Source organism: Mesorhizobium sp. CA16, from assembly GCF_020165175.1.
Lineage (GTDB): Bacteria > Pseudomonadota > Alphaproteobacteria > Rhizobiales > Rhizobiaceae > Mesorhizobium.
Map to the genome: position 1 here is coordinate 23,237 of NZ_JAIUHP010000011.1, position 25,691 is coordinate 48,927.

General features: G+C 63.9%; 25 protein-coding genes. 17 read left to right on the forward strand and 8 right to left on the reverse strand.

The features are described 5' to 3' along the window. Positions 1 to 91: 91 nt before the first annotated feature. The 7 genes from LB525_RS16620 (at position 92) to LB525_RS16650 (ending at position 8,434) form a co-directional block, all read left to right on the forward strand. On the forward strand, positions 92 to 688 hold the full coding sequence (locus LB525_RS16620; protein WP_224545426.1) for a LysE family translocator: 597 nt from the start codon (positions 92 to 94) through the stop codon (positions 686 to 688). Between the two features lie 357 nt (positions 689 to 1,045). After that, on the forward strand, positions 1,046 to 2,350 hold the full coding sequence (locus LB525_RS16625) for an efflux RND transporter periplasmic adaptor subunit (RefSeq protein ID WP_224545427.1): 1,305 nt from the start codon (positions 1,046 to 1,048) through the stop codon (positions 2,348 to 2,350). After that, positions 2,347 to 5,499 carry an efflux RND transporter permease subunit gene (locus LB525_RS16630; RefSeq protein WP_224545428.1) on the forward strand — a complete coding sequence of 1,051 codons (3,153 nt, stop codon included), beginning with the start codon at positions 2,347 to 2,349 and terminating at the stop codon, positions 5,497 to 5,499. Before LB525_RS16625 ends, LB525_RS16630 begins: the two co-directional genes overlap by 4 nt. 64 nt (positions 5,500 to 5,563) lie before the next feature. Continuing rightward, a complete protein-coding gene (gene nthA / locus LB525_RS16635; RefSeq protein WP_224545429.1) occupies positions 5,564 to 6,181 on the forward strand; it encodes a nitrile hydratase subunit alpha in 618 nt (205 codons plus the stop codon). After that, entirely contained in the window at positions 6,178 to 6,837 is a 660-nt protein-coding gene (gene nthB / locus LB525_RS16640; RefSeq protein WP_224545430.1) for a nitrile hydratase subunit beta, read from the forward strand. Before nthA ends, nthB begins: the two co-directional genes overlap by 4 nt. Next, positions 6,824 to 7,174 (forward strand): nitrile hydratase accessory protein, encoded by a 351-nt coding sequence (locus LB525_RS16645; RefSeq protein WP_224545431.1) that lies wholly within the window; start codon positions 6,824 to 6,826, stop codon positions 7,172 to 7,174. The genes nthB and LB525_RS16645 overlap by 14 nt, the downstream gene beginning before the upstream one ends. Positions 7,175 to 7,306: 132 nt before the next feature. After that, positions 7,307 to 8,434, forward strand: a complete 1,128-nt coding sequence (locus LB525_RS16650; RefSeq protein WP_140839868.1) for an ATP-dependent RecD-like DNA helicase — start codon at positions 7,307 to 7,309, stop codon at positions 8,432 to 8,434. A 230-nt stretch (positions 8,435 to 8,664) separates the two neighbouring features. Here the strand turns inward: LB525_RS16650 and LB525_RS16655 are convergent, their stop codons facing one another. Further along, positions 8,665 to 9,063 carry an STAS/SEC14 domain-containing protein gene (locus LB525_RS16655; RefSeq protein ID WP_140626916.1) on the reverse strand — a complete coding sequence of 133 codons (399 nt, stop codon included), beginning with the start codon at positions 9,061 to 9,063 and terminating at the stop codon, positions 8,665 to 8,667. 109 nt (positions 9,064 to 9,172) lie between these two features. On the opposite strand from LB525_RS16655, the gene LB525_RS16660 reads away from it, so the two are divergent. The 3 genes from LB525_RS16660 (at position 9,173) to LB525_RS16670 (ending at position 13,978) form a co-directional block, all read left to right on the forward strand. Then, entirely contained in the window at positions 9,173 to 9,913 is a 741-nt protein-coding gene (locus LB525_RS16660) for a pyridoxine 5'-phosphate synthase (protein ID WP_224545432.1), read from the forward strand. Between the two features lie 86 nt (positions 9,914 to 9,999). Then, complete coding sequence (locus tag LB525_RS16665) at positions 10,000 to 11,913, forward strand: potassium transporter Kup (RefSeq protein WP_224522794.1); 1,914 nt, start codon at positions 10,000 to 10,002, stop codon at positions 11,911 to 11,913. 148 nt (positions 11,914 to 12,061) lie between these two features. Continuing rightward, complete coding sequence (locus LB525_RS16670; protein ID WP_224545433.1) at positions 12,062 to 13,978, forward strand: potassium transporter Kup; 1,917 nt, start codon at positions 12,062 to 12,064, stop codon at positions 13,976 to 13,978. 145 nt (positions 13,979 to 14,123) lie between these two features. On the opposite strand, the gene LB525_RS16675 is transcribed toward LB525_RS16670, so the two are convergent. Next, positions 14,124 to 15,017, reverse strand: coding sequence for an SDR family oxidoreductase (locus tag LB525_RS16675; RefSeq protein WP_224545434.1), 894 nt, complete (start codon positions 15,015 to 15,017; stop codon positions 14,124 to 14,126). Positions 15,018 to 15,286: 269 nt separating this feature from the next. Between LB525_RS16675 and LB525_RS16680 the strand changes: the two genes are divergently transcribed. Together LB525_RS16680 and LB525_RS16685 are read left to right on the forward strand one after the other, a co-directional pair. Further along, positions 15,287 to 15,697 carry a winged helix-turn-helix transcriptional regulator gene (locus tag LB525_RS16680; RefSeq protein WP_224545435.1) on the forward strand — a complete coding sequence of 137 codons (411 nt, stop codon included), beginning with the start codon at positions 15,287 to 15,289 and terminating at the stop codon, positions 15,695 to 15,697. Between the two features lie 83 nt (positions 15,698 to 15,780). Further along, on the forward strand, positions 15,781 to 17,010 hold the full coding sequence (locus tag LB525_RS16685) for an FAD-dependent oxidoreductase (protein WP_224545436.1): 1,230 nt from the start codon (positions 15,781 to 15,783) through the stop codon (positions 17,008 to 17,010). Here the strand turns inward: LB525_RS16685 and LB525_RS16690 are convergent. Further along, complete coding sequence (locus LB525_RS16690; RefSeq protein WP_224545437.1) at positions 16,964 to 17,683, reverse strand: glutathione S-transferase family protein; 720 nt, start codon at positions 17,681 to 17,683, stop codon at positions 16,964 to 16,966. The two genes, LB525_RS16685 and LB525_RS16690, sit on opposite strands and share 47 nt — an antisense overlap. 1 nt (position 17,684) lies before the next feature. After that, entirely contained in the window at positions 17,685 to 17,990 is a 306-nt protein-coding gene (locus LB525_RS16695) for a Rieske (2Fe-2S) protein (protein ID WP_224545438.1), read from the reverse strand. A gap of 96 nt (positions 17,991 to 18,086) precedes the next feature. Between LB525_RS16695 and LB525_RS16700 the strand changes: the two genes are divergently transcribed. From LB525_RS16700 to ilvC, 3 genes are all read left to right on the forward strand, one after another. Then, positions 18,087 to 18,542, forward strand: a complete 456-nt coding sequence (locus tag LB525_RS16700) for a MarR family winged helix-turn-helix transcriptional regulator (protein WP_224545439.1) — start codon at positions 18,087 to 18,089, stop codon at positions 18,540 to 18,542. 132 nt (positions 18,543 to 18,674) lie between these two features. Then, the gene (locus tag LB525_RS16705) at positions 18,675 to 19,325 is read left to right on the forward strand and encodes a TetR/AcrR family transcriptional regulator (RefSeq protein ID WP_263490336.1); all 651 of its coding nucleotides are present in this window, start codon (positions 18,675 to 18,677) and stop codon (positions 19,323 to 19,325) included. Between the two features lie 25 nt (positions 19,326 to 19,350). After that, the gene (gene ilvC, locus LB525_RS16710) at positions 19,351 to 20,370 is read left to right on the forward strand and encodes a ketol-acid reductoisomerase (RefSeq protein ID WP_224522787.1); all 1,020 of its coding nucleotides are present in this window, start codon (positions 19,351 to 19,353) and stop codon (positions 20,368 to 20,370) included. A 280-nt stretch (positions 20,371 to 20,650) separates the two neighbouring features. Here the strand turns inward: ilvC and LB525_RS16715 are convergent, their stop codons facing one another. Continuing rightward, entirely contained in the window at positions 20,651 to 20,935 is a 285-nt protein-coding gene (locus LB525_RS16715; protein ID WP_095764807.1) for a PilZ domain-containing protein, read from the reverse strand. Positions 20,936 to 21,105: 170 nt separating this feature from the next. Then, entirely contained in the window at positions 21,106 to 21,693 is a 588-nt protein-coding gene (locus LB525_RS16720; RefSeq protein ID WP_224545440.1) for a BA14K family protein, read from the reverse strand. A 167-nt stretch (positions 21,694 to 21,860) separates the two neighbouring features. On the opposite strand from LB525_RS16720, the gene LB525_RS16725 reads away from it, so the two are divergent. Both LB525_RS16725 and LB525_RS16730 read left to right on the forward strand, forming a co-directional pair. Beyond that, a complete protein-coding gene (locus LB525_RS16725) occupies positions 21,861 to 22,973 on the forward strand; it encodes an endonuclease/exonuclease/phosphatase family protein (protein WP_224545441.1) in 1,113 nt (370 codons plus the stop codon). A gap of 5 nt (positions 22,974 to 22,978) precedes the next feature. Then, a complete protein-coding gene (locus tag LB525_RS16730; RefSeq protein ID WP_224545534.1) occupies positions 22,979 to 23,695 on the forward strand; it encodes a hypothetical protein in 717 nt (238 codons plus the stop codon). 73 nt (positions 23,696 to 23,768) lie between these two features. On the opposite strand, the gene LB525_RS16735 is transcribed toward LB525_RS16730, so the two are convergent. Both LB525_RS16735 and LB525_RS16740 read right to left on the reverse strand, forming a co-directional pair. Further along, positions 23,769 to 24,986, reverse strand: a complete 1,218-nt coding sequence (locus tag LB525_RS16735) for an ABC transporter permease (RefSeq protein WP_224545442.1) — start codon at positions 24,984 to 24,986, stop codon at positions 23,769 to 23,771. Further along, positions 24,983 to 25,687 (reverse strand): ABC transporter ATP-binding protein, encoded by a 705-nt coding sequence (locus LB525_RS16740; RefSeq protein WP_224545443.1) that lies wholly within the window; start codon positions 25,685 to 25,687, stop codon positions 24,983 to 24,985. Before LB525_RS16740 ends, LB525_RS16735 begins: the two co-directional genes overlap by 4 nt. Positions 25,688 to 25,691 lie beyond the last annotated feature (4 nt).

Here is a 25,691-nt window from a genome sequence, read left to right on the forward strand (position 1 = left end):
CTTCAGGGGAACTGTGCCAGTCCGTTGCCCGTTTCTGGCTTTTGCGCATTTGCTAAAAGGACAGTAAGGCTGACATATCCGGGAGGATAACATGTCGCTCGACGCATTCCTTGCCCTGTTGGTCTATGCCTTCGTGACTTCGATCACGCCGGGGCCGAACAATCTCATGCTGCTCGCTTCCGGCGTCAATTTCGGCATCGCCAGGACGGTTCCGCATATGCTGGGCATCAGCATCGGCTTCCTGGTCCTGTTGCTGGCCGTCGGCTTCGGGCTCGGCGCGGTGCTGACGGCGGTGCCGGCGCTGCATACGGCGCTGAAGATCGCCGGCGCCGCCTACCTGCTCTACCTCGCCTGGAAGATCGCCATGTCGCGCTCGATAAGCGACGGAAAAGGGGCGCAGGGCCGGCCGATGCGCTTCATCGACGCCGCCGCATTCCAGTGGGTCAATCCCAAGGCATGGGTGATGGCGATCACCGCGATGGCCGTCTACACCAATGCCGATCACCCGTTCGTCTCGGTTGCGCTGATCTCGATCGCCTTCACCATCGTCAACCTGCCCAGCGTTTCGGTATGGGCCGGCTTCGGCACGGCGCTGCGCGGCTTCCTGTCGGATCCGGTGCGGCTGAAATGGTTCAACATCGCCATGGGCGTGCTCTTGGCGGCGACGCTGTGGCCGATGCTCCGTTAGATGTGCCGATATTCAGGTGAGGCCGGCCTGCAAACGCTGGCTTTCTGCGCTTCCGGTGCTCACGTAGGAAAAGTACGCTCCGCTCCGGTTCTCGAAAACCATCGTTTTCGACTCGGCCTGACCTGAATCTCAACACATCTGACAGCTTTCGGACTGGTCGCAGAGGCGTTCGTTGGGTTCGTTTGCCGGCTGCTTAGCTATTGTGCAGTGCACATTAAATCTTCGTAATGCCCCGTTTTGGCCCTTTTCGGCCAAAGCCTTGTCCTATCTACTCCACGAAAATCGCGGCACGAGGTCGTGAAGCGAGCTAGAATGGACCACCGGGATCGGCGTGTCGGGTAGAAGGCTTATTTGTCGATGCGCGGAAAAATCGCCTTTGCAGTTGTTGCGGTCGCCGGTCTGGCGGGCGCCGGGCTCTATCTTTCGCCCACGACGTCGGCCAAGGTCCAGCAGCTGATTTCGGGCAAGCAGGCCAGCGTGGCCGCCACGGACAAGACGGCGAGCGGCGATAAGGCGGCCGGTGCCCCGGACAATGCGAAAGGCGACAATGCGAAAGGCGGTGGTCCGCGTTCGGCCTCGATCGTCTCCGCCACCGCGACGACAGCCGATTTTCCGATCCGCCGCTATGCCATCGGCTTCGTCTCGTCACCGGAGGTGGTCAATATCAATGCCCGTGTGTCCAGCCAGATCGTGTCGATCGCGGTCAAGGACGGGCAGATGGTCAAGGCCGGCGATCTGCTCCTTTCGCTCGATGACCGCGCGCTGAAGGCGCAGCTCGCCAAGGATCAGGCGCAGCTCGCCAAGGACCAGGCGATGCTGGTGAGCGCCCAGGCCGATCTGCAGCGTGCGAAGGACCTCGTCGCCAAGCAGGCCGGCACGCAGCAGACCTACGATCAGGCGCTGGCGGCCCAGAAGGCCGCGGCCGCCACCATCGACGCCGACAAGGCGACCATTGATGCCGACACCGTGCAATTGAGCTATGCAACGATTACGGCGCCGATCTCGGGCCGGCTCGGCGCGGTCAACGTGTCGGTCGGCGATCTCGTCACCACCAGCAACGGCAACTCGAGCAGCTCGACGCCGCTGGTCACCATCACGCAGATGGATCCGCTGCAGGTGAACTTCACGCTGCCCGAGAGCAACCTTGCCCTGTTGCACAAGGCGCTCTCCGATCCACAGCAAGGCGACGTGACGCTGACCAAGACCGGCGATCCCACGCCGATCGGCAAGGGCACACTCGATTTCGTCGATTCCAGCGTCGATACGGCCTCCGGCACCATCGCTACGCGGGCGAGCATACCGAATCCGGATCTTTCGCTGTGGCCTGGGCAGTATGTGAACGTGGTGCTCGAGGCCGGCATGATGCCGCAGATGACCTCGGTTCCGACGGTCGCGGTGCAGCCCAGCCAGAAGGGGCCGTTCGTCTATGTCGTCAAGCCGGACAACACCGTCGAGATGCGGCCGGTGCAGGTGGCGCTGACGGAAGGCCAAAACAGCGCCATCAGCGATGGGCTCAAGAGCGGCGAGAAGGTCGTCGTCGAAGGCCAGACACGGTTGAAAAACGGCGCGGCGGTGCATGAAGGCAAAGCCGCCGCGGGATCCGGTGAACAGGCATCGCCCAAGGTCGCGGAGGCCGACAAGGCCGGCGGGGCGAGCCAATGATCTCCGAATTCTGCATCCGCAAGCCTGTCGCCACCCTTCTGATGTCGTTCGCCCTCATTCTGGGCGGTATTTTTGCCTACAAGTTCCTGCCGGTGGCGGCGCTGCCCAGCGCCGAATTCCCGGTGGTCAACGTTTCGGCCAGCCTTCCCGGCGCGTCGCCGGAGACGATGGCGACATCGGTGGCGACGCCGCTGATCAAGCAATTCGCGACGATCGCCGGAATCGATTCGATCTCGACCACCAATTCGCTCGGCCAGACCTCGATCGCCATCCAGTTCGTGCTCAACCGCGACATCGATGCCGCGGCGGCGGACGTCCAGGCGGCGATCGCGCGCACGCAAAGATCGCTGCCGCCGGAAATGACCTCGCCGCCAAGCTATCGCAAGGTCAATCCGGCCGACGCGCCGATCCTCCTGATGTCGCTGGTCAGCGACACGGTCCCGCTGACCGACCTCGACGCCTTCGCGGAAAACGTCATGTCACCGTCGCTGTCGACCATCGACGGCGTGGCCCAGGTCTCGATCTTCGGCCAGCAGAAATACGCCGTGCGCATCCAGATCGATCCGACCGCGCTCGCCGCGCGCGGCATCTCGATCGATCAGCTGCAGGCCGCCATCACCTCGGCCAACAGCAACACTCCGCTCGGCGTGCTGCAGAACAACAAGCAGCAGCTGACGATTACCGCCAACACGCAGCTTACCGACGCCGCAGGTTTCTCCAACCTCATCATCGCCACCAAGAACGGCCGCCCGGTGCGGCTGGGCGACGTGACGCGCGCCGTCGATTCCGTGCAGACCACGACGACGGCGAGCTGGTATGACGGCACGCGCGCGATCATCATGGCCGTGCAGCGCCAGCCCGACGCCAATACCGTCGACGTCGTCGACAAGGTCAAGGCGATGCTGCCGTCCTTCCAGGACCAGATGCCGGGCGCCGCCCAGATCAAGCTGCTCAACGACCGCTCGACATCGATCCGCCAGGCCGTCGACGACGTCCAGTTCACGCTGCTCTTGACCATCGCGCTTGTGGTGCTGGTGATCTTCGTATTCCTGCGCCGGGTGACGGCGACGATCATCCCGGCGGTGGCGGTGCCGATCTCGCTGATCGCCACGCTTGGCGCGATGTTCCTGTTCGGCTTCTCGATCGACAATATCTCGCTGATGGGATTGACTTTGGCCGTCGGTCTTGTCGTCGACGACGCCATCGTCATGCTGGAAAACATCTTCCGCCATATGGAAGAGGACGGGCTGTCCGCCTTCGACGCTTCGTTGAAGGGAGCGCGCGAAATCGGCTTCACCATCATCTCGATCTCGATCTCGCTTGTGGCGGTGTTCATTCCGGTGCTTCTGATGGGCGGCGTCATCGGCCGCATCTTCAACGAATTCGCCGTCGTGGTGACCGTCGCCATTCTGGCCTCGATGTTCGTGTCGCTGACGCTGACGCCAATGCTCTGCTCGCGTCTGTTGTCGGTGACCAAGGCCGATCGCGAAAAGCACGCCCCCGGTCATAAGCCGGACCTCATCACGCGCGGCTATGACCGGATCCTGGGCTTCTGCCTGCGAAACACTTTCCTGGTGTTCCTCGTCTTCATCGCGACCGCCGCGGCGTCGGTGTGGGTGATCCAGGTCTCCCCGAAGGGCTTCTTTCCGCAGGAGGATATCGGCCAGATATCGGTGACCACGATCGCGCGCCAGGACATCTCGTTCGACGCCATGGCGAAGCTGCAAGGGCAGGTGGCCAGCGTGTTTTCGAAGTCGCCCTATGTCGACCATGTGGCCTGGTCGGCGGGCAGCGGCAACAACGCGCTCAACCAAGGCCAGCTCTTCGTCCAGCTCAAGGGCAAGGATCAGCGGCCCAACATCGAGAAGGTGCTTTCGGATCTGAGACGCCAGCTGGCCGGCGTGGCGGGCATCGAGACCTATATGCAGCCCGTGCAGAACCTGCGGCTCGGCTCGCGGTCGTCGGCCAGCGCCTATCAGCTCGTGGTGCAGGGGCTCGACACCGGCCAGACCGACATCTGGGCGCAGAAGCTGAACGACGCGATGGCCGCGGACCATACGAAATTCACCGACGTCACTAGCGACCTGCAAAACAACGCATTGCAGGCCTCGCTGGTGATCGACCGCGACAAGGCCGCCCAGCTCGGCATCGACACCGACACGCTGCGTTCCGCCCTCTATGGCGGCTTCGGCACCGACCAGGTTTCGACGATCTTCGGTTCGGCCGACAGCTATGAGGTCATCACCGAGCTCGATCCCAAGATCGAATGGTCGCCCGAGCGGATGCTCGCCATCCAGATGCGGACGGCGAGCGGCAGCCTGGTGCCTCTCGGCGCCTTCGCCCATGTCGACCGCACGGCCGGCGCGCTGACGATCAATCAGCTCGGCCAGCTTCCAGCGGTGACGATCTCCTACAACCTGCCGCAGGGCGTGTCGCTCGGCGACACGGTGACCCGCATCGACCAGCTCAAAGACCAGATCGGCATGCCGAAGGAGATCTCGACGAGCTTTGCCGGCACGGCCAAGACCTTCCAGGATTCGCTGGCCAACCAGGGGCTGCTGATCGGCGGCGCGATCCTGACGATCTATATCGTGCTCGGCATGCTCTATGAGAGCTTCATCCACCCGCTCACCATCCTCACCGGCCTGCCGTCGGCGGTGCTGGGCGCCGTGGTGGCGCTGCGCTTCGCCGGCATGGATATGTCGGTGATCGCGGTGATCGGCATCCTGATGCTGATCGGCATCGTCAAGAAGAACGGCATCATGATGGTCGACGTCGCGCTGGAGCTCAGGCGGCAGGGCATGTCGGCGAGGGATTCCATCCACAAAGCCTGCCTGATGCGCTTCCGGCCGATCATGATGACGACGCTTGCGGCGTTGATGGGCACGTTCCCGATCGCGCTCGGCACCGGCGCCAGCGCCGAATTGCGCCAGCCGCTCGGCGTTGCCGTGGTCGGCGGCCTGCTCGCCTCGCAGGCGCTGACGCTGTTCGTCACGCCGGTGATCTACGTCTATTTCGAGAATTTCTCGGGCTGGCTGCTCAGCTTCTCGTCGAAGAAGAGCCGGCCGGCGCTGCATGTGGTGGAAAGCGGCGAGCAAGCCTCGCTGTTCGACGGCGAACCCGAGCCGCAGAAGACGGCAGCCGAGTAGATCGCTCCGACTGGCCCAAGCCGTGGCGCTTGCAGCCGGCCGCAGCCGATCCTAGTCTGTGACCATGTCCCATGATCATGACCACGACAACGAGCTCGATCCGTTCGCGGCGCGCGTGCGCGCGCTGGAGACGATCCTGACCCAAAAGGGCCTGATCGACCCTGCGGCCATCGACGTCATCGTCGACACCTATGAGACGAAGATCGGCCCGCGCAACGGCGCGCGGGTGGTGGCGAAGGCCTGGAACGATCCAGCCTATGCCGAATGGCTCAAGCGCGACGCGACCGCGGCGATCGCGTCGCTGGGCTACACCGGCCGGCAGGGCGAGCACATGCAGGCCGTGTTCAACACCGAGGAGACGCACAACCTCGTCGTTTGCACGCTCTGCTCCTGCTATCCGTGGTCGGTGCTCGGCCTGCCGCCGGTCTGGTACAAGGCGCCGCCTTACCGCTCGCGGGCGGTCATCGATCCGCGCGGCGTGCTGGAGGAGTTCGGGCTGACGCTGCCGGCGCAGAAGAAAATCCGCGTCTGGGATTCGACGGCAGAGCTTCGCTACCTGGTGGTGCCGATGCGTCCCAAGGGGACCGAGGGCTGGAGCGAAGAGCAGCTCGCGGGACTGGTCAGCCGCGACGCGATGATCGGCACCGCGCTTGCTAAAGAGCCGGAAGGGGAACCGGCATGAACGGACCGCAGGATCTCGGCGGGCAGATGGGCTTCGGGCCGGTCGCGCCCGAGAAGGACGAGCCCTATTTCCACGCGGCGTGGGAGCGGCGGGCGCTGGGCGTGACGCTCACCGCCGGCGGCATGGGCGCCTGGAATATCGACGAGAGCCGGCATGCGCGGGAATCGCTGCATCCCGCCGACTATTACTCCTCGAGCTACTACCAGATCTGGATCAAGGCGCTGGAAACGCTCCTGAAACGCCACGGCTTCGTCACCGAGCGCGACCTTGCCGCCGGCAAGGCAGTCGATAACGCTGCGACGCCGAAGAGAATGCTGAAGGCGGCGGATGTACCCGCAGTGCTCGCTAAGGGCGGGCCTTGCAACCGGCCGGTCGCTACGCCGGCGCGTTTCCGCGCGGGCGATCGCGTGCGGACGAAGAATTTCAACCCGACCGGCCATACGCGCCTGCCGCGCTATGCGCGCGGCAAGAACGGCAGGATCGAGGCGGTGCGCGACGGCTTCGTCTTCCCCGACAGCAATGCGCACGGCAGGGGTGAAAACCCGCAATGGGTCTACACTGTGGTGTTCGACGGGAGCGAGATCTGGGGCGAGGGCGCCGATCCGACGCTCAGCGTCTCGATCGACGCCTGGGAGAGCTATCTTGAGCCGGCATGAAGGTGCGTTGCCGGCTGGTTTCGACGAGCCGGTCTTTGCCGAGCCGTGGCAGGCCGAAGCCTTCGCACTGACCGTTGCGCTGCACGGCAACGGCCTGTTTTCGTGGAGCGAATGGGCGGAGGCCTTATCCGCCGAGGTGAAGAAGCCGGGCGCCGCAAGCGACGGGCACTATTACTACGAGCATTGGCTGGTGGCGCTGGAGAAGCTTTTGTCCAGGAAGGATGTCGCCAGCAAGGGCGAGGTGGACGAGCTCGCCGCCGCCTGGGAACGCGCCGCGCATGCGACGCCACACGGCAAGCCGATCCTGCTGGAGAACGATCCGGGCGCAGGCCGATAGGTCGTTGTTCTCTTTACGTTCCGATTGGCGGCTGGTAGCCTGAGTTGTCGGAGGCGTTTGCGCCCGCAGCCGACAACGGTCGATACAGCGGCCAATCTTGTCTTTCGTCAGCGAATCCGGTCTGTCGCACTGATGGAATTTTCTCCCCAGCAGGATGAGGCTTTGAAAGCGGTCGGGCGTTGGCTCAAGGAGGGCCGGCCGCAGATCTTCCGGCTGTTCGGCTATGCCGGCACCGGCAAGACGACGCTGGCGCGCTATTTCGCCGAGCATGTCGACGGCCAGGTGCAGTTCGCCGCCTTCACCGGCAAGGCGGCGCAGGTGCTGCGCTCGAAGGGGGCGACCAACGCCCGCACCATCCATTCGCTGATCTATAGGCCGAAGGGCGAGGAATCGGTTGAGGACGAGGTGACCGGCAAGACCTCGATGTCGCCGACCTTCTCGCTCAACCGGCAAAGCCCGATTTCGCGCGCCAAGCTTGTCGTCATCGACGAATGCTCGATGGTCGACGAGCAGCTCGGTCGCGACCTGCAAAGTTTCGGCACGCCGATCCTGGTGCTCGGCGACCCGGCGCAGCTGCCGCCGATCTCGGGCGGCGGCTTCTTCACCGAGCATGAGCCGGACGTTCTGTTGACCGAGATCCATCGCCAGGCGCGCGACAATCCGATCATCCGGCTGGCGCTCGACGTGCGCGAGGGCCGCGAATTCATGCATGGCGACTACGGCACGGCGCAGGTGATCGGCAGGGAAGCAGTCAACCAGGAGCTGGTTCTCAAGGCCGATCAGGTGCTGGTCGGCACCAACCGCACGCGCCGGCGCTACAATCAAAGGCTGCGCGAGCTGAAGGGGTTCAACGCCGACTTCCCGCAAGCCGGCGACAAGCTGGTCTGCCTGCGCAACGACCCGGCCAAGGGGCTGCTCAACGGTTCGCTGTGGAAGGTGATGACCTCGTCGCGCGAGACGGTGAAGCCCGGCATCAACCTTTTGGTCTCGCCGGAAGAGGACGACCCCGACCGCGGCGTCGCCAAGATCAAGCTGCTCAAGGCGGCATTCGAGGATCCGGATGCCGAAATCCCCTGGCAGCAGAAGAAGCGCTTCGACGACTTCGATTACGGCTATGCGCTGACCGTGCACAAGGCGCAGGGCTCGCAGTGGAACGACGTGGTGCTGTTCGACGAGAGCTGGGCGTTCAAGGAAACCAGGCAGCGCTGGCTCTACACCGCCATCACCCGCGCCGCCGAGCGGCTGACGGTCGTGCGCTAGGGTTGTTGGGATTCAGGTGAGGCCGGCCTGCAAATGGCGGCTTCCTGCGCTTCCGGTGCTCACATACGTCAAGCACGCTCCGCTCCGGCCTTCGCCGGCCGAAGCTCTCATAAGCGTCTCCGCTCTATGAAGGCTACGGCCGGCGTAGGCCGGTTCCCGGAAACCATCCAGTTTGGTCGCTTCGCGCCCGTCTTCGACTCCGGCTCGGCCTGACCTGAATCTCAACAACCCTAGTCCGTTGGTCTTGCGCCAAGCCATTGCCAGGCGGCTTCCTCGTCGTCGACGCCAAAGCGCCTGAATTCGAAAGGCAGCGTCTTGGGGAAAAGGCCGGCGACGAGGGGGGCCCAACTCGGCTCGCCGATGGCCGCGCAGCGCACGACATGTTGCATCGCGTCGGCCACGCCCTGCTTGAGCGTGTCTTGCTTGATATTGGCCCAGTCGACGCTTTCCTCGTCGGTCAACCTGACCAGCACGTCGATCCTGGGATGCAGCGCGTAGGCGGCCTCCAGCAGGCCGAACAGGTTTTCCGCGTCGGCCGGCGAGACATCGCCGACGACGTCGATGGCGAAAAGCGCATCGCGATTGGTCTCGATGCGGCGGATCGCCGGCACGGCTTCGAGGAAATTCACTGGCAAATCCTTATCTTAGCCTCCATCTATCCCCTGGAACACGCGAAACCCTCTATCTGTTCCCGTCAAAGGCGCTATAGATGCGCGCCGATCCACTGGACCCCAGCTCATGCCCGCCAAGCTTTCGGTCAATCTCAACGCCGTCGCCATGCTGCGCAACCGTCGCGACCTGCCATGGCCGAGCGTGACTGGACTTGGCCGCATAGCGCTTGCCGCCGGCGCGCACGGGCTGACGGTGCATCCGCGCCCTGACGAGCGGCACACCAGGTATTCCGACCTGCCGGAGATCAGGGCGCTGATCGATGATGAGTTTCCGGGCGCGGAGTTCAACATCGAGGGCTATCCGACCGAGGATTTTCTGGCGCTTGTCGAAAAGAACCAGCCCGAGCAAGTGACGCTGGTGCCGGACGACCCTGCGCAGGCGACTTCTGACCATGGCTGGAACTTCGTCGCCCAGGCGGCGTTCCTCACTCCGATCGTCAAGCGGTTGAAGAAGGGCGGGTTTCGCGTGTCTTTGTTTTCCGACGCGGATCCGGACGCGGTCAGTGCGGCTCGCGACACCGGCGCCGACCGCATCGAGCTCTATACCGGGCCATATGGAGGTTACCATTCTGATTTCGCAAAGGCGGCGAAAGAACTGGAAAGGTTGGGAAAAACCGCTGATGCGGCGTTCGCGGCCGGGCTCGGTGTCAATGCCGGCCACGATCTGACCGTGAAGAACCTGCCGCCGCTGGCCAAACGCATTCCGGCATTAGCCGAAGTATCGATCGGACATGGGTTGACAGCGGATGCGCTGGAGTATGGCATGGCCGGCACTGTCGGGCGGTTCTTGAAGGCCTGCGGATGGTAGGGCGCCTTGCGTAACTCCGGCAGTTTCGGTGTGTCCCGCGCGTTGCGGCGACCTCGAAGCGTGGCGAATCTGATGAAATGGGGTTCATGGTGCTAGCCAACGCCAGCGAGACGGAATCCCTCGAACGCTCGGGCCATGCCGAAACCGAGCGGCAGCACAGCACCAAGGTTCTCATGCTTGGCGCGCTGGGCGTCGTCTACGGCGATATCGGCACGAGCCCGATCTACGCCTTCCGCGAGGCGCTGCATGCCTCGTCAAGCTCGGTCGCCCGCCATGACGTGCTCGGCGTGCTGTCGCTGATCGTCTGGGCGCTCACCATCATCGTCACGATCAAATATGTCGCCTTCGTGCTCAGGGCCGACAACAAGGGCGAAGGCGGCACGCTGTCGCTGATGTCGCTGGCGCGCAGCGCCTATCCCCCGGGCTCGCGTTTCATCCTGGTTATCGGCCTTTGCGGCGCGGCATTGTTCTTCGGCGATTCAATCATCACGCCGGCGATCTCGGTGCTTTCGGCGGTTGAGGGCCTGAAAGTCGTCACCCCGGCGCTCGATGCCTATGTGGTCCCGATCACGCTGGTCATCCTGGCCGTGCTTTTCGCCGTGCAACGCTTCGGCACGGGCAAGGTGGCGGCGGTGTTCGGACCGGTGACGGCGACATGGTTCGTGGCCATCGGAGCGGCTGGGGTCTATCATATCGTCGACGACCCGTCCGTCTTCCTGGCGATCAATCCATATTACGCGATCTATTATCTCGCCACCACGCCGACGGGCGCCTTCGTCACCGTGGGCGCCGTGTTCCTGGCCGTCACCGGCGCCGAGGCGCTCTATGTCGACCTCGGCCATTTCGGCCGCAAGCCGATCGTGATGGCCTGGTTCGCAATCGTTTTCCCTTGCCTGCTCCTGAATTATTTCGGGCAGGGCGCCTTCGTGCTCTCGCATGGCGGCAAGCCCACCAACCCGTTCTTCCAGATGCTGCCCGAATGGGCGCTGATGCCGATGGTGGGCCTGGCGACCGCGGCCACCGTCATCGCCAGCCAGGCCGTCATTTCCGGCGCCTTCTCGCTGACAAGGCAGGCGGTGCAGCTCAACCTTCTGCCTCGAATCGAGGTGCAGCATACTTCCGAGATGCAGAGCGGCCAGATCTATATGCCGAGGGTCAATCTCCTGGTGGCACTCGGCGTCATGCTTCTGGTCGTCGGTTTCGGCAGCTCGAGCGCGCTCGCCTCGGCCTATGGCATTTCGGTGACCGGCGAGATGCTGATGACAACGATCCTTTTGTTCGTCGTCATGCGCTGGCTCTGGAGATGGCAGGTTGCGGCCGCGCTGGCGCTGGCATTGCTGTTCGGCGTCATCGATCTCGGCTTCTTCTCGGCCAATGTCGTCAAGATCGTCGAAGGGGGCTGGGTGTCGATCACCGTCGCCTGCCTCATGGGCCTGATCATGTGGACCTGGATCCGCGGAACCCGCTACCTCTTCGACAAGACGCGTCGCAACGAGATCCCGCTCGACTTCCTGGCGGCAAATCTCCTGAAGAAGAAGCCGCAGCTCGTTTCGGGCACCGCCGTGTTCCTGACCAGCGATCCGCTGAGCGCCCCCACGGCGCTGATGCACAGCCTGAAGCACTACAAGGTGCTGCATGAAAAGAACGTCATCCTGTCGGTGGTGACGGCGCCGCAGCCAGTCGTGCCCGACAGCGAACGCGTCAAGTTGGAGACGGTCAACGAGCTGTTCATGCGCGTGACGCTGACCTTCGGCTACATGGAGCAGCCGAACATTCCGCGCGCCTTGGCCATCTGCCGCAAGCAGGGCTGGAAGTTCGATATCATGACGACGTCCTTCTTCCTGTCGCGACGCTCGCTTAAGGCCTCGCCCAATTCCGGCATGCCGGTCTGGCAGGATCGCCTGTTCATCGGCCTTGCGCGGACGGCTGCGGATGCAACGGAGTATTTCCAGATTCCCACCGGACGCGTGGTCGAGATCGGCACGCAGGTCGCTATCTGACGAGGCCGTTTTCTATCGGATGACGATGCCAACGCGCTCCGTACGCAGTGAAGCCGTGCGTCGGCGGCATGGGAGCCCTCACGCTGGGGCACTTGATATTGCACTGCAGCAAGCGTAGAGCACCGCGCGTTTTATCGGAGTGTGGTCCATGGCCCTTGCCAATGGTGCTGAGGCAGAACCCGTCGACCAATCGAGCCATCTAGAGATCGAACAGCACAGCACCAAGGTGTTGATGCTGGGAGCGCTCGGCGTCGTCTATGGCGATATCGGCACGAGCCCGATCTACGCCTTCCGCGAGGCGCTGCGCGCCTCGTCGGGCGGCGACGTGGCCAACCGCGCCGACATTCTCGGCGTGCTGTCGCTGATTATCTGGTCGCTCACCATCACGGTGACGGTGAAATACATCATGTTCGTGCTGCGCGCCGACAACCGCGGCGAGGGCGGCGTGCTGTCGCTGATGGCGCTGGCGCGCGGTACTTTTCCGACACGCTCGGCGATCGTGCTCGGCATCGGCATCGTCGGCGCGTCGCTGTTCTTCGGCGATGCCGTCATCACGCCCGCCATCTCGGTGCTGTCGGCGGTCGAGGGCATGAACGTCGTCACCCCCACCTTCCAGCCCTATGTGGTGCCGCTGACATTGCTCATTCTCGCAGCCGTGTTTGCGGTGCAGCGTTTCGGCACGGGCGGTGTGGGCCTGGTGTTCGGGCCGGTCACCGCCATATGGTTCCTTGCCATCGGCGTTTCCGGGCTGAAGCACATCATCTCGGACCCGGAAATCCTATGGGCCATAAGCCCGCACTACATCGTGGCCTTCTTCATCAATTCGCCCGACGTGTCCTTCGTCACGGTCGGCGCAGTCTTCCTGGCCGTCACCGGCGCCGAGGCGCTCTATGCCGACCTCGGCCATTTCGGCCGCAAGCCGATCGTGCTGGCCTGGCTTGCGATCGTGTTTCCCTGCCTGCTTTTGAACTACGCCGGGCAGGGCGCCTATGTGCTTGCCAAGGGGGGCACGGTCGGCCACCCGTTTTTCGAGATGAATGAGGGCTGGGCGCTCATCCCCATGGTGGTCCTTGCGACCGCAGCGACCGTGATCGCCAGCCAGGCCGTCATCTCCGGAGCCTATTCGCTGACCAGACAGGCGGTGCAGCTCAACATGCTGCCGCGACTCGAAATCCTGCATACGTCGGAGAAGCAGTCCGGCCAGGTTTATATGCCGCGCGTCAACATGCTCCTGGCGCTGGTGGTGATGCTATTGGTGGTTGGCTTCGGCGAATCCAGCAGGCTCGCCTCAGCCTATGGCATTTCCGTCACAGGCAACATGCTGGTGACGACGACGCTGCTGTTCATCGTCATGACACGCATCTGGAAGTGGAATATCTGGCCGGCGATCGGCCTGACGGCGGTGTTCGCCCTGATCGACATAGGCTTCTTCGCCTCCAACATCGTCAAGGTGTTCGAGGGGGGCTGGGCCTCTCTCGCGGTCGCCTTCGCCATTATCCTCGGCATGTGGACTTGGGTGCGCGGCAGCCGCTATTTGTTCGACAAGACGCGCCGTAACGAGATCCCGCTCGATTTCCTGGCGGGAAGCCTGTTGAAGAAGAAGCCGCAGCTGGTCTCGGGCACCGCCGTGTTCCTGACCAGCGATCCGCTGAGCGCGCCGACGGCGCTGATGCACAGCCTGAAGCATTACAAGGTGCTGCACGAAAAGAACGTCATCCTGTCGGTGGTGACGGCGCCGCAGCCTGTGGTGCCCGACAGCGAGCGCGTCAAGCTGGAGACGGTCAACGAGCTGTTCATGCGGGTGACGCTGACCTTCGGCTACATGGAGCAGCCCAACATTCCGCGTGCCTTGGCCATCTGCCGCAAGCAGGGCTGGAAGTTCGACATCATGACGACGTCCTTCTTCCTGTCGCGCCGTTCGCTGAAAGCCTCGCCCAATTCCGGCATGCCGATCTGGCAGGACCGGCTGTTCATCGGCCTGGCGAAGACGGCGTCGGACGCGACGGAGTATTTCCAAATTCCCACCGGACGCGTGGTCGAGATCGGCACGCAGGTCGCGATCTGAGAGGCTGGGCCGCGCCGGCCGCGGCTGGACGCCGCATCTTAGAGAGGCGCGCTTGTCGCCACCGGTGAAAGCCCGATCCGGCTCGGATGCCCAAGAAATCGAAGTGAAGCACGCCGGGAGGACGACCTCCCAGGCGCGCCAGACTTCAGCCGAGCAATGCGGCCTTGTTCGCTTCGAGGAACTGCTTCAGCGTCCGCGGCTTGCGGCCTGAGAGCTTCTCGACGGCATCGGTCACCTCGCCTATGCGGCCGGCGCGGGTGTTGGCATCGAAGGAGACGATGATGCGGGCGAAATCCTCGGGAACGCCCGCCGCTTTCACCCCTTCGGTCAGCGCCTCGTCCGGCAGTTGGATGACCTCCAGCGGCTTGCCGGTCACCTCGCTTACGAGCGCCGCAATTTCATTCGTGGTATAGGCCTGCGGGCCGGTCAGCGTGTAGATGTGGCTTTCCTTGGAGTCGGATGCGAGGCCGGCAGCAATGGCCGCCGCCATGTCGTCGCGCGCACCGTGAGCGATGCGGCCGTCGGCGGCCGAGCTGTACCACTTGCCCGACGAAATGGCATGCGGCAGCGACATGAACAGGTTCTCCTGGTACCAGCCGTTGCGGAAGATGGTGTAGGGGATGCCGCTCGCCTTGATCGCCTCTTCGGTGCCGTAATGGTCGCCGGCAAACAGCACCGGCGAGCCGGGCTCCGGATTGGGCATTGAGGTATAGAGCAGGTGCGAGACCTTGGCCGCCTTGGCGGCGGCCACCGCTGCCTGGTGCTGCTTCAGGCGCCGGTCGCTTTTCAGGTCGAGCTCGCCGGTCGAGATGACAAGTACCCGGTCGGCGCCCGTGAACGCTGCTTCCAGCGAAGCCTTATCATCGAAGTCGGCGGATCTCACAGCGACGCCCCGCGCAGCCAGGTCGGCGAGATTTTCCGGGTTGCGTGTGGTGGCGATGATATTGGCTGGCGCGACTTTCCGTTCGCCAAGCAGATGATTGATGACGGCGCGGCCAAGATGGCCGGAAGCACCGGTTACGAGAAGGGTTTCGGTCATCGGGTATCCCTTGAAAATGCCAATGGCGGGTCTGATTGGTGGTCTCAAAAAGAGACCAGCGCTAAAATAGGAATTGACCGCAGGCCGTAAAGAAGGCAGTTTTTCGGGAGGTAGGCACTGCCAGGGAACCACCCCGGCCGGCCTAAAGCGCGTCGCGATCTTTCAGATTCGCTCCATGCGCTTTAGGTTTGATTTTACGCATGTCTTTATTCCGAAACCGGTTCCCGCTTTCGGGAGACATGCTTTAGTTTCGATCAGCGGATGTCGTGATGGACAGCAAGATCTTCAATCTGAAAGCCAAGCTCGAGGTCTACAAGGCCATGACGAACGGCGCCAGTTTCGCCGATTGTCCGGTCCGCGACGTGATCCAGGGCATCAGCGGCAAATGGAGCTCGCTGCTGGTGATGGCACTGGCCGAGAAGCCCTATCGCTTTGGCGAGCTGCGCCGGCTGGTTCCCGACATCTCGCAGCGCATGCTCACGCAGACGCTCCATGATCTGCAGCGGGACGGCTACGTGCACCGCGAGGTGTTCCCGACCAAGCCGCCGAGCGTCGAATACAGCCTGACCGATCTTGGACGTTCGATGTTCCTGCCTCTGCAACAGCTCGTTCAATGGGCCGAACTCAATCATGACGCGGTGCGCGATGCGCGCGCCGCCTTCGACACCGCCCAGGGCTGATCTCTCGACACAAGCGTCAAAGCGCCCGATTGATCCGGCGCGTTCCAAGCGGGATTGTCCCCGCAGGGTCGGGTTGGGGGACGATGGGCAAGTCTTACGAGATCGCGATTGCCGGTGCCGGCCCGGCCGGACTGGGCGCGGCGCTCTATCTCAAGCGGGCCGGACACAAGGTCACCATTTTCGAGCGTTTCGCCGCGCCGAAGCCGGTCGGTTCCGGCCTCATCCTGCAGCCGACCGGGCTGACCGTGCTCGCCGATCTCAGCCTGCTCGACGAGATCCTTTCACTTGGCAGCCGCATCGAGCGGCTGCACGGCACTGACGCCGGCAGCGGGCGCACGGTGCTCGAAGTCCGCTATGACGCGCGGCGCGGCCGCCGCTTCGGCCTCGCCGTGCATCGGGCGGCGCTGTTCGGCGTGCTCTACCGTGCCGCTTTGCGCGAAGCGATTGCCATCGAAACCAATGTCGAGGTCGAAACGCTGGAAGTCGGCGAACGGGCGACGCTGGTCTGCAGCAACGGCAGGCGGCTCGGGCCGTTCGACCTCATTGTCGATGCCAGCGGCGCGCGCTCGAAACTGCGGCAATACCTTGGGGATTCCTCCATGCCGCGGCCGCTCGCCTATGGGGCATTCTGGGCGTCGCTCGGCTGGCGGGACGGCTTTGACAAGCGGGCGCTGCTGCAGCGCTATGACAAGGCGAGCGTCATGGTCGGCGTGCTGCCGATCGGCCGGCCGGAGCCCGGCGCGCAAGAGATGGCGGCCTTCTTCTGGAGCCTCAAGCCGGCCGATGCCGAACAGATAAAGGCGAAGGGACTCGATGCCTGGAAAGCGAGGGTGGTCTCTGTGTGGCCAGAGTGCGAGGCTTTCACTAGCCAGATCGACAGTTTCGAGCAGCTCTCGCTCGCCCGCTATGGCCACCATACGATGACATTGCCGGCCGGCCGGCGGCTTGCCGTCATCGGCGATGCCGCGCATTCGACCAGCCCGCAGCTCGGGCAAGGCGCGAACATGGCGCTGCTTGACGCCGCGGCCCTCAGCCATGCGCTGGCGCACGCGAACGGCATAGATGAAGCGCTGGCGACCTATGTAAGAGCGCGCCGTTGGCATGTGCGCGTCTTCCAGGCGCTGTCGCTGTCGCTGACGCCGTTCTACCAATCGGACTCCGCGGCCTTGCCCTTTGTCCGCGACCGTGTGGTGGCGGCGCTGGCGAGACTTCCGCCAGGGCCGCAACTCCTTGCGGCCATGGTCGCTGGTACGGTAGTCGACCCGTTCAGGCGGATCGGGCTTGCGGAGTTGCAATGGCCTGCAGCCGGATGATCTCGGACAGGTAAGACCCCTTTGCCCGCAGGAAGGCGTGCAGCCGCCACGGATAGTCCGGGCTGACGGCTTCCTTCACCGATTTCCGTTCGCTCAACGCCTCGCGCCAGGCTTGGACGAGCGGCTTGCCGTCCAGAATGCCGAAGTCGCCGATGCGGTCGAACGTGTCGAAATAGCGGAAGACCGGTCCGTAGACGGCGTCGACCAGCGAGAAACGATCTCCGGCGAACCACGGACCGCTTTGCCTTGCCGCAAGTTCTGCCTCCACACGCGCGAACATCCCGGACAAGCCTCCGCTTTCATGGAGAAAAGCGGCTTCATCGGCAGCGGAATAGAAACGGCCGATGGCATTGAGGATCGCCGAGCCGAATTCGATCCAGGCGCGATGCCTGGCCCGCAGCAGCGGATCGGCAGGGTGCAAGGGATTGGCCTCCGTCTCCTCGAGAAATTCGAGGATGACGGCGGATTCGAAAATGACTTCCTGCGCGTCGCCATGCCGGACGCGCAGCAGCGGCACCTTGCCGAGCGGCGAGACCGCCTTGAACCAGTCGGGCTTGTTGGCAAGGTCGACATCGACCCGTTCGAACGGCACGCCTTTCTCGGCAAGCGAGATCGCGGCGCGCTGGACGTAGGGGCAGAGGTGATGGCTGACGAGGGTGAGCCTGGCGGTCATCTCATTCCCCCCAGACATAGTTCAGCGCGCCGTCTTCGACGCGGGTCGACAGGAACATCAGGCGGGAGCCCTTCGGCGCCGGGCCTTCCAGGCGCTCGCCGCTTGCCATGTCGAATTTCGCGCCATGCCATTGGCAGACAAGTGAGCCGTCCTTGCATTCCAGCGGCCCGCCGAAATGCAGGCAGACATTGGCCGCGGCGCGGATGCGCTCGCCGCTGCGCCAGACATGTATCTCGCGGCCGAAGAACGGCGCGACCAGGCTGCCGGTTTGCGGGATATCGGCGATCTTGCAGATTTCATGTTTCATCGAAGAACTCCATATCGATGCGTTTGCATCTATATAAATGCATTTGCATCGATCGTCAAGCTTGATGCATTTGCATCTAACCGCTAGGCTGCGCCGATGACGAAGAAATCCCCATCGCCCGAAGCCGTCACCGCCTGGGCGCGCCTCATGCGTGTCTCGCACCAACTGGTCGAAAAGACCGAGGACGCGCTGAAGGCCAGCGGGCTGCCGCCGCTAGGCTGGTATGATGTGCTGCACGAGCTGGCGGAAGCGGGCGAGGGAGGGCTGCGGCCGTTCGAGCTGATCGATCGCGTTTTGCTGGCGCAGTATAGCGTCTCCCGGCTGCTGGCCCGGCTGGAGGCGGACGGCCTGGTCGAAAAGCTGCCGGTCTCGGATGACGGCCGGGGCCAGACCGTGCGCATCACGCCAAGCGGTCGGGACATGCGCCGCCGCATCTGGGCTGTCTATGGCGCTTCGATCGCCGACCAAATGGGCGACAGGCTTTCAGCCCAGGACCTGAAGACATTGGCCCGCCTGCTCGGACGGCTGCGCAGTCCGCCGATAGGCGATTAGCTGACAAGCCTTTCGCCGGTTCGCCGGGTCATTTTTCGCAGCAGCCCCTTGCATCGGAAACCGGAATGCGCAATAAGCCGAACCGTAACGTACGGTACGCCTCTGGCGACCGAAGAACCGGAAAAGAACGTGCTGCAGGCTGGCGCCGACATCGACAACAGCGAGACGCTCACCGAGCGCCAGCAGGCCGTTCTGGATGCGGCGCTTCGTCTGCTGGTCGAGGAGGGCGACAACCTGACCATGACTGCGGTGGCGCGGCGGGCAAGCTGCTCCAAGGAGACGCTATACAAGTGGTTCGGAGACCGTGACGGGCTGCTGACCGCTACAGTGCAGTGGCAGGCGTCCAAAGTGCGCGTGGCGCCGGTCGATCGCGAAGGGCTCGACCTTGCTTCGCTCACCGCGAGCCTCGAACGCTTCGCATCAGACTGGCTCAAGGTGATTTCCAGCGACACCTCGATCGCGCTCAACCGTGTCGCGGTCAGCCATGCCGGCTCGGGCAAGGACGATCTCGGCGCCGTCGTGCTGCAGAACGGCCGCTTTGCCTTGGCGAAGCGCCTGAAGCCTGTGCTCGAAGCCGGACGCCAGGCAGGACTGCTCGATTTCGAGGACGCCGAGACGGCGTTCCGGACCTTTTTCGGCCTGGTCGGCCGGGACGTGCAGATACGTCTGCTGCTCGGCGATCGGGTGGAATTGACTGGGGCGACGATCGGCGGCGATGCCCGCCGCGCGACGCAGCAGTTTCTCGCTCTTTTCGGAGCAAAAACCGGGCCGCAGGCCCTCTGATCTTCAAACGGGAAGGAAGACCACAATGCGTGTCTATTACGATCGTGACGCCGATCTCAATCTGATCAAGGGCAAGAAGGTCGCCATCATCGGCTATGGCAGCCAGGGCCGGGCGCACGCGCTCAACCTCAAGGATTCCGGCGTCAAGGAGATCGCCATCGGCCTGAAGGCCGGCTCGGCGACCGCCAAGAAGGTCGAGGCCGACGGGCTCAAGGTGATGAGCGTGGCCGACGCTGCCAAATGGGCCGACCTGATGATGATGGCGACGCCCGACGAATTGCAGGCCGACATCTACAAAAACGAGATCGCGCCGAACATCCGCGACGGCGCCGCGATCGCCTTCGCGCACGGCCTCAACGTGCATTTCGGCCTGATCGAGCCGAAGGCGTCGGTCGACGTCGTTATGATCGCACCGAAGGGCCCGGGCCACACGGTGCGCGGCGAATACCAGAAGGGCGGCGGCGTGCCGTGCCTGGTGGCCGTCAACCAGGACGCTTCGGGCAACGCGCTCGACCTCGCGCTCTCCTACGCCTGCGGCGTCGGCGGCGGCCGCTCGGGCATCATCGAAACCAATTTCCGCGAGGAATGCGAGACCGACCTGTTCGGCGAGCAGGTGGTGCTGTGCGGCGGTCTGGTCGAGTTGATCCGCGCTGGTTTCGAGACGCTGGTGGAAGCCGGCTACGCGCCGGAAATGGCCTATTTCGAGTGCCTGCACGAGGTGAAGCTGATCGTCGACCTGATCTATGAAGGCGGCATCGCCAACATGAACTACTCGATCTCGAACACCGCCGAATGGGGCGAATATGTCTCGGGTCCGCGCATCATCACCGCGGAAACTAAGGCCGAGATGAAGCGCATCCTGAAGGACATCCAGACCGGCAAGTTCACCTCAGAATGGATGCAGGAATATCGGGCCGGCCTGTCGCGCTTCAAGGGCATCCGCCGTGGCAACGACAGCCACCAGATCGAAGAGGTGGGCTCTAAGCTCCGCGCGATGATGCCGTGGATCGCCAAGAACAAGCTGGTCGACAAGGCGAAGAACTAGGCGATCCACGTCTTTTTGCCTGCGCGTCCTCGGGCTTCGCCCTGCGGTCGTGCGGGGGATCGCCAAGAACAAGCTGGTCGACAAGGCGAAGAACTAAGGCGATCCACGTCTTTTTGCCTGCGCGTCCTCGGGCTTCGCCCTGCGGTCGCGCGGGTGATCGCCGAGAACAAGCTGGTCGACAAGCCGAAGAACTGATCTTCGATTTCACCGTTGCATTCCATAGGCCGGCGGAGCGATCCGCCGGCCTTTCTTTGCCAAGCAAGCTGGTCGGGTCCGGGATCTAGCCGTAGTGCCAGTGCGGCTTGGGCTCGGTGCCGGTGAACTCGACGCCGATGCGGTCCTCGCGGCGCCAACGCACCACCGCCCTGTAGCCGATGCCGTCGATCGGCACATAGAGAAGGAATTCGTCCGGCACGCGCGCATCGATCGGCACTTTCAACTCTGCGCCGTTAGCATGCATGTTGCGCACCGTGCATCTGACCTCGGAATTGTTGATGCCGGTCAGGATCGCCGCGCCTTTGAGCACGCGTTGCCTGTGTTGGTTTCTGTGTTCGTTTTCGGCCATGGCGTGCACGTCTCGCACCCCGTTCGCGCGAATCGTCATATTGAGGGACAACGGCATGGATGAATAGCCGCCGCCGATGAATTTAGGGTTATCGGCCGATGGCGGACACAGGTTCGGCAAAATAAAACGGCGCCGCGAAGGGCGCCGTCTCATCCTTCCTGCCGAAGGGCTCAGATATAGGGCGAGATGCACTGCCGGCGCGGGCCGTAGTTGGGCTGGAACGTGTTGTCCCAGGCCCGATAGGACCGGTAGCGGTCGTAGCACCATTGGACATGGGCCCTGGAAAGCCGCTCGGTCCGGTAGATGCGCCGCGGCTGAACGTAGCGCGGGTAGGGGTCGTAATAATATGGATCGTAGTAGTTGTTGTAGGCGAGGCTACCCAGGCCCAGGCCTAGCCCAAGCCCCAGAAGGGCGGCGTCACCATTGTCGAAACGCCGGTGATGGCGATGATGCCGCCAGCGCCAGTCGCCATCTCCATCCCAGTTGCGGGAGAAATGACGAGAGCGGAAGTCGTCGCCGCGCCATCTGAAATCTCGGCCCCGCCAGTCGCCACCGCGCCGCCAGCGCCAGTCATACATCCCCTGCCGGTCGTTGCCGCCGGCCCAACTGTCGCGGATGGGTATGATGGTTGCCGCCGTGCTGGTTGCGGTCGACAGATCGGGTTGCAGGATTGGGCCGGCCACCGACGGCGCCGTCACGCCGGCAACGAAACCGAGGGCCAGGAGCCCGGATCGAAGGGAAGAGAAAAGCGGTTTCATTTCACTCTCCAAGGAGCAAAGGCCCCACGCCCAGCACACCCCGGGAAGAGGCCCATTGTTGGAACTTTCCGTCTGAACGGAAGATGAACGGAAAGGTTCCATCAACCATAACGAGTATCGCGCCTGGCTCTTGTTTTCGTCCCCGCTTGCGGGCAAAGGTCACGGCCATGTCGCTTCGGCTTGCCACCTTCAACGTCGAGAACCTGATGAGCAGGTTCGATTTCTCGGGCTATCGCAACCAGCTCAATGAAGACCGCACGCTGGCGCTGTTCGATATCCAGAGCGAGGCCGAATACCGGTTTCTCGAGCAGGCTCGTGCCATCGCCCAGTCCGACGACACGCGCCAGCTGACGGCGCTCGCCATAGCAGCCACCCGCGCCGACATCATCTGCATGCAGGAGGTCGACAACATCGAGGCGCTGAAGGCTTTCGAATATGGCTATCTGTTCAAGATGATCGGCCAGGGCTACCGGCAGAAATACACCACCGCCGGCAACGATACGCGCGGCATCGATGTCGCGGTGATGATGCGCAACGAAACAGCGCAAGGGCAGCCGATCGACTTCGTGCGCATGACCAGCCATGCCTATGTCACCTTCGAACAGTTCGGCCTGTTCACGCCGGAGCTCGCCGCGCTCGGCTATCTCGCCAATGAGCGTGTCTTTCGCCGCGACTGCCTGGAGATCGACCTGAGGGTCGGCGGCGTGCCGTTGACGCTCTATCTGGTGCATTTCAAATCGATGGGGCCGCCGCGCAACGGGCTGGATGGCCGCCAGGCGTCGATGCCGCTGCGCATCGCGGAAGCGCAAGCGGTGCGCCGCATCGTCGAGGAGCGTTTCGGCAAGGACCATGCCGCCGACAAACGCTGGGCGATCTGCGGCGACATGAACGATTACCGGCAACGCGTGAAGATCGATGGCGACGCCATCGACGGCTACCGTTTCGAGGTTGTCGACGAAACCCTGTCCTCGATCGATGTGCTCACCGCAGGGGGCTTTTGCGAGAATGTTGTCGAGCGGCGTCCGGAGATGGACCGCTGGAGCTTCTACCATACGCGCGGCCCGGAGGAGCGGCACCTTTGCCAGCTCGACTATATCCTGCTGTCGAAGGGGCTGGCCGCGAAGAACGCCACCGCCGTTCCCGACATCATCCGCAATGGCCAGCCCTGGCGCACCATCTTTCCGCTCGGACAGGAGGTCGAACGTTTCCCGCGCGCGGGCTGGGACAGGCCGAAAGCGTCGGACCATTGCCCGGTGGCGATCACAGTGGACATGGCGTGACGCTGTTGAGTTTCGACCTGCCACGCAACGTCATCCTTCCGGTCGATGCGGTCGATGTCCGCCTCGATCCTGGCCCGCATCCCTTCGCGCTGAGCAATGCTGCAGCCATCGCCGAGAACTGGCGGCGCGAGATCGCCGCCAATCCGGCATTGTTCGACGGCGCCGTGGTGCTGCTTGCCGAGCTTGCCTACCGCGACGGCCGCCTCGTCGGCCGCTGCCATGCGGTCAACTATTCGACCTTCATGCTGTGGCGCAAGCGGCGCGAGAATTCCGGCGCCGAGCATGCCTACGCGCATGCCGTGCTGGTCGCCGGCGACAATGCGCTGGTCGCGATCCGCATGGGGCCGCACACTGTCAATGCCGGCCGCGTGTATTTCGCCGCCGGCTCCTTCGAGCCGATCGATTTCCGCGACGGACTGGTCGATGTCGACTTCAACATGATCCGCGAGGTGAGGGAGGAGACCGGCCTCGACCTTTCGACGGCTGAACGCGGACAGCGCTATCACGCGCTATCGACGGCAAGCGGTACGGTCATCTTCCGCCGCTACCGGGTCGCGGAATCCGCCGACGAGTTGGCGCGGCGTATCACCGCCTTCGTCGCCGCCGAGACCGACCCGGAGATCGAAGGGCCGGTCATCATCCGCCACGCCGGCGATCTGCCCGCCGGCCTGATGCCGCACATGAAGCCGCTGGTCGAATGGCATTTCGGCGGCGATCGTTAGCAGCACCCCCCGCTCTTTCAGCGCTGCCTCACCGCAAGATCAGGGGGCACAGGCGCGGAACGTTGTTTTCTGACTATTCGTGCCTGAGCGCGTCGATCGGGTCGAGCCTTGCGCCGCGCAGCGCCGGGAAGAAGCCGAACACCATGCCGATCAGCGCAGAGAAGCCGACGGCGAGCAGGACGACGGCGGGACTTGGCGCGAAGGGTATCGTCAGCGTCATCGAGGCGAGGCCAGCCAGCGAAAGCCCGGTCAGGATGCCGATGATGCCGCCAAAGAGCGACAGCACCGTCGCCTCGACCAGGAACTGGATGAGGATGTGTTTTTCATGCGCGCCGATGGCCAGCCTGATGCCGATCTCGCGCGTGCGTTCGGTGACCGAGACCAGCATGATATTCATGATGCCAATGCCGCCGACCAGCAGGCTGACGCCGGCGACGGCGCCGAGCATGCCGGTCATGGTCGTGGTGGCGCTGGTCATCGCATCCGCGATCTGGGTCATGTCGCGGATGGCGAAATCGGGATCTCGGTCGGGCGTGATACGGCGTGTGTCGCGCAAAATGTCCTCGACGCGCGACTGCAGCTCGGTGGTCGGGGTGCGGTCGTCGGCGGCGATATAAATGTTGTCGATGTCGCGGTTGCCGGCGATGCGCCGTTGATAGGCGTGCAGCGGCATCAGCACGACATTGTCCTGGTCCTGGCCGAAGCCGGTATAGCCCTTGGGCTCGAGCAGGCCGATGATCTTGCAGGAGGTGCGGTTGACGCGGATGACCTCACCCTCCGGATCGCCGGCGCCGAAGAATTGCTGGCGCACGGTTTCGCCGATCAGGCACACACCCGCGCCGGCGCGCGTTTCGGAATCGCTGAACGGGCGGCCTGACACCAGTTTCCAGTCGCGGGCGTCGAGATAGGCGCTGTCGGTGCCGGTCACGCCCGAGGTCAGGCTTTCGGTGCCGAAGATGACGCGGACCTGCTTTTGCGAGGCCGGCGAAATCGCGCGGGCGCCGCTCAGATGCGCGACGAGCGCGGCGACATCCTTTTCGGCCAGCGGCCGCACCGCCTGGTCGAGCCCTCCCGGTCCGCCGGGGCCTGCCGGCCGGCCGGCGCGGACGACGAGCAGGTTGCTGCCGAGCTTGGAAATATCGGCCTTGACCTTCTCCGTCGTGCCGGAACCGATGGTGAGCATGGCGATGACGGCGGCGACGCCGATGACGATGCCAAGCAGCGTCAGGAACGAGCGCAATACGTTGCGGCGGATCGAGCGCAGCGAGAGGCGCACGGTCTCCCAGATCATGCCGCTTGCTCCGCTAAGGTGTCGGAGGCGACATGGCCGTCGAGGAAACGGACGGTGCGGCCGGCATAGTCCGCCACATCGGCCTCATGCGTGACCATGACGATGGAGAGCCCGAGCTCGGCGTTGAGCCTTGTCAGCAGTTCCATGATCTCGTGTGTACGCGCCGTGTCGAGATTGCCGGTGGGCTCGTCGGCGACCAGTAGCGTCGGTCTGGTGACGATGGCGCGGGCGATCGCCACACGCTGCTGCTGGCCGCCGGAAAGCTCGGCCGGCGTGTGGTGCTCGCGCCCGACCAGCCCGACCTCGGCCAGCGCCTGCATGGCCAGATCGCGGCGCTCGCGCGCGGCAACGCCGCGATAGATCAGCGGCAGCTCGACATTTTCCGCGGCGGTGGTGCGCGGCAGCAGATTGTAGCCCTGGAAGACGAAGCCGATATAGAGGTTACGCAAAAGCGCGCGGCGGTTGCGGTCGAGGCGGCCCGCATCGATGCCCATGAAACAGTAGGTTCCGGCCGTCGGCGTATCGAGGCAGCCGATGATGTTCATCGCCGTCGATTTGCCCGAGCCCGAGGGACCCATGATGGCGACGAATTCGCCGCGCCGGATGGCGAGATCGACGCCGGCCAGCGCGTGCACGCGAGCCTCGCCCTCACCATAGGTTTTCCAGACCTGGTCGAAAGTGATGAGCAGGGGAGCCGACATTTCG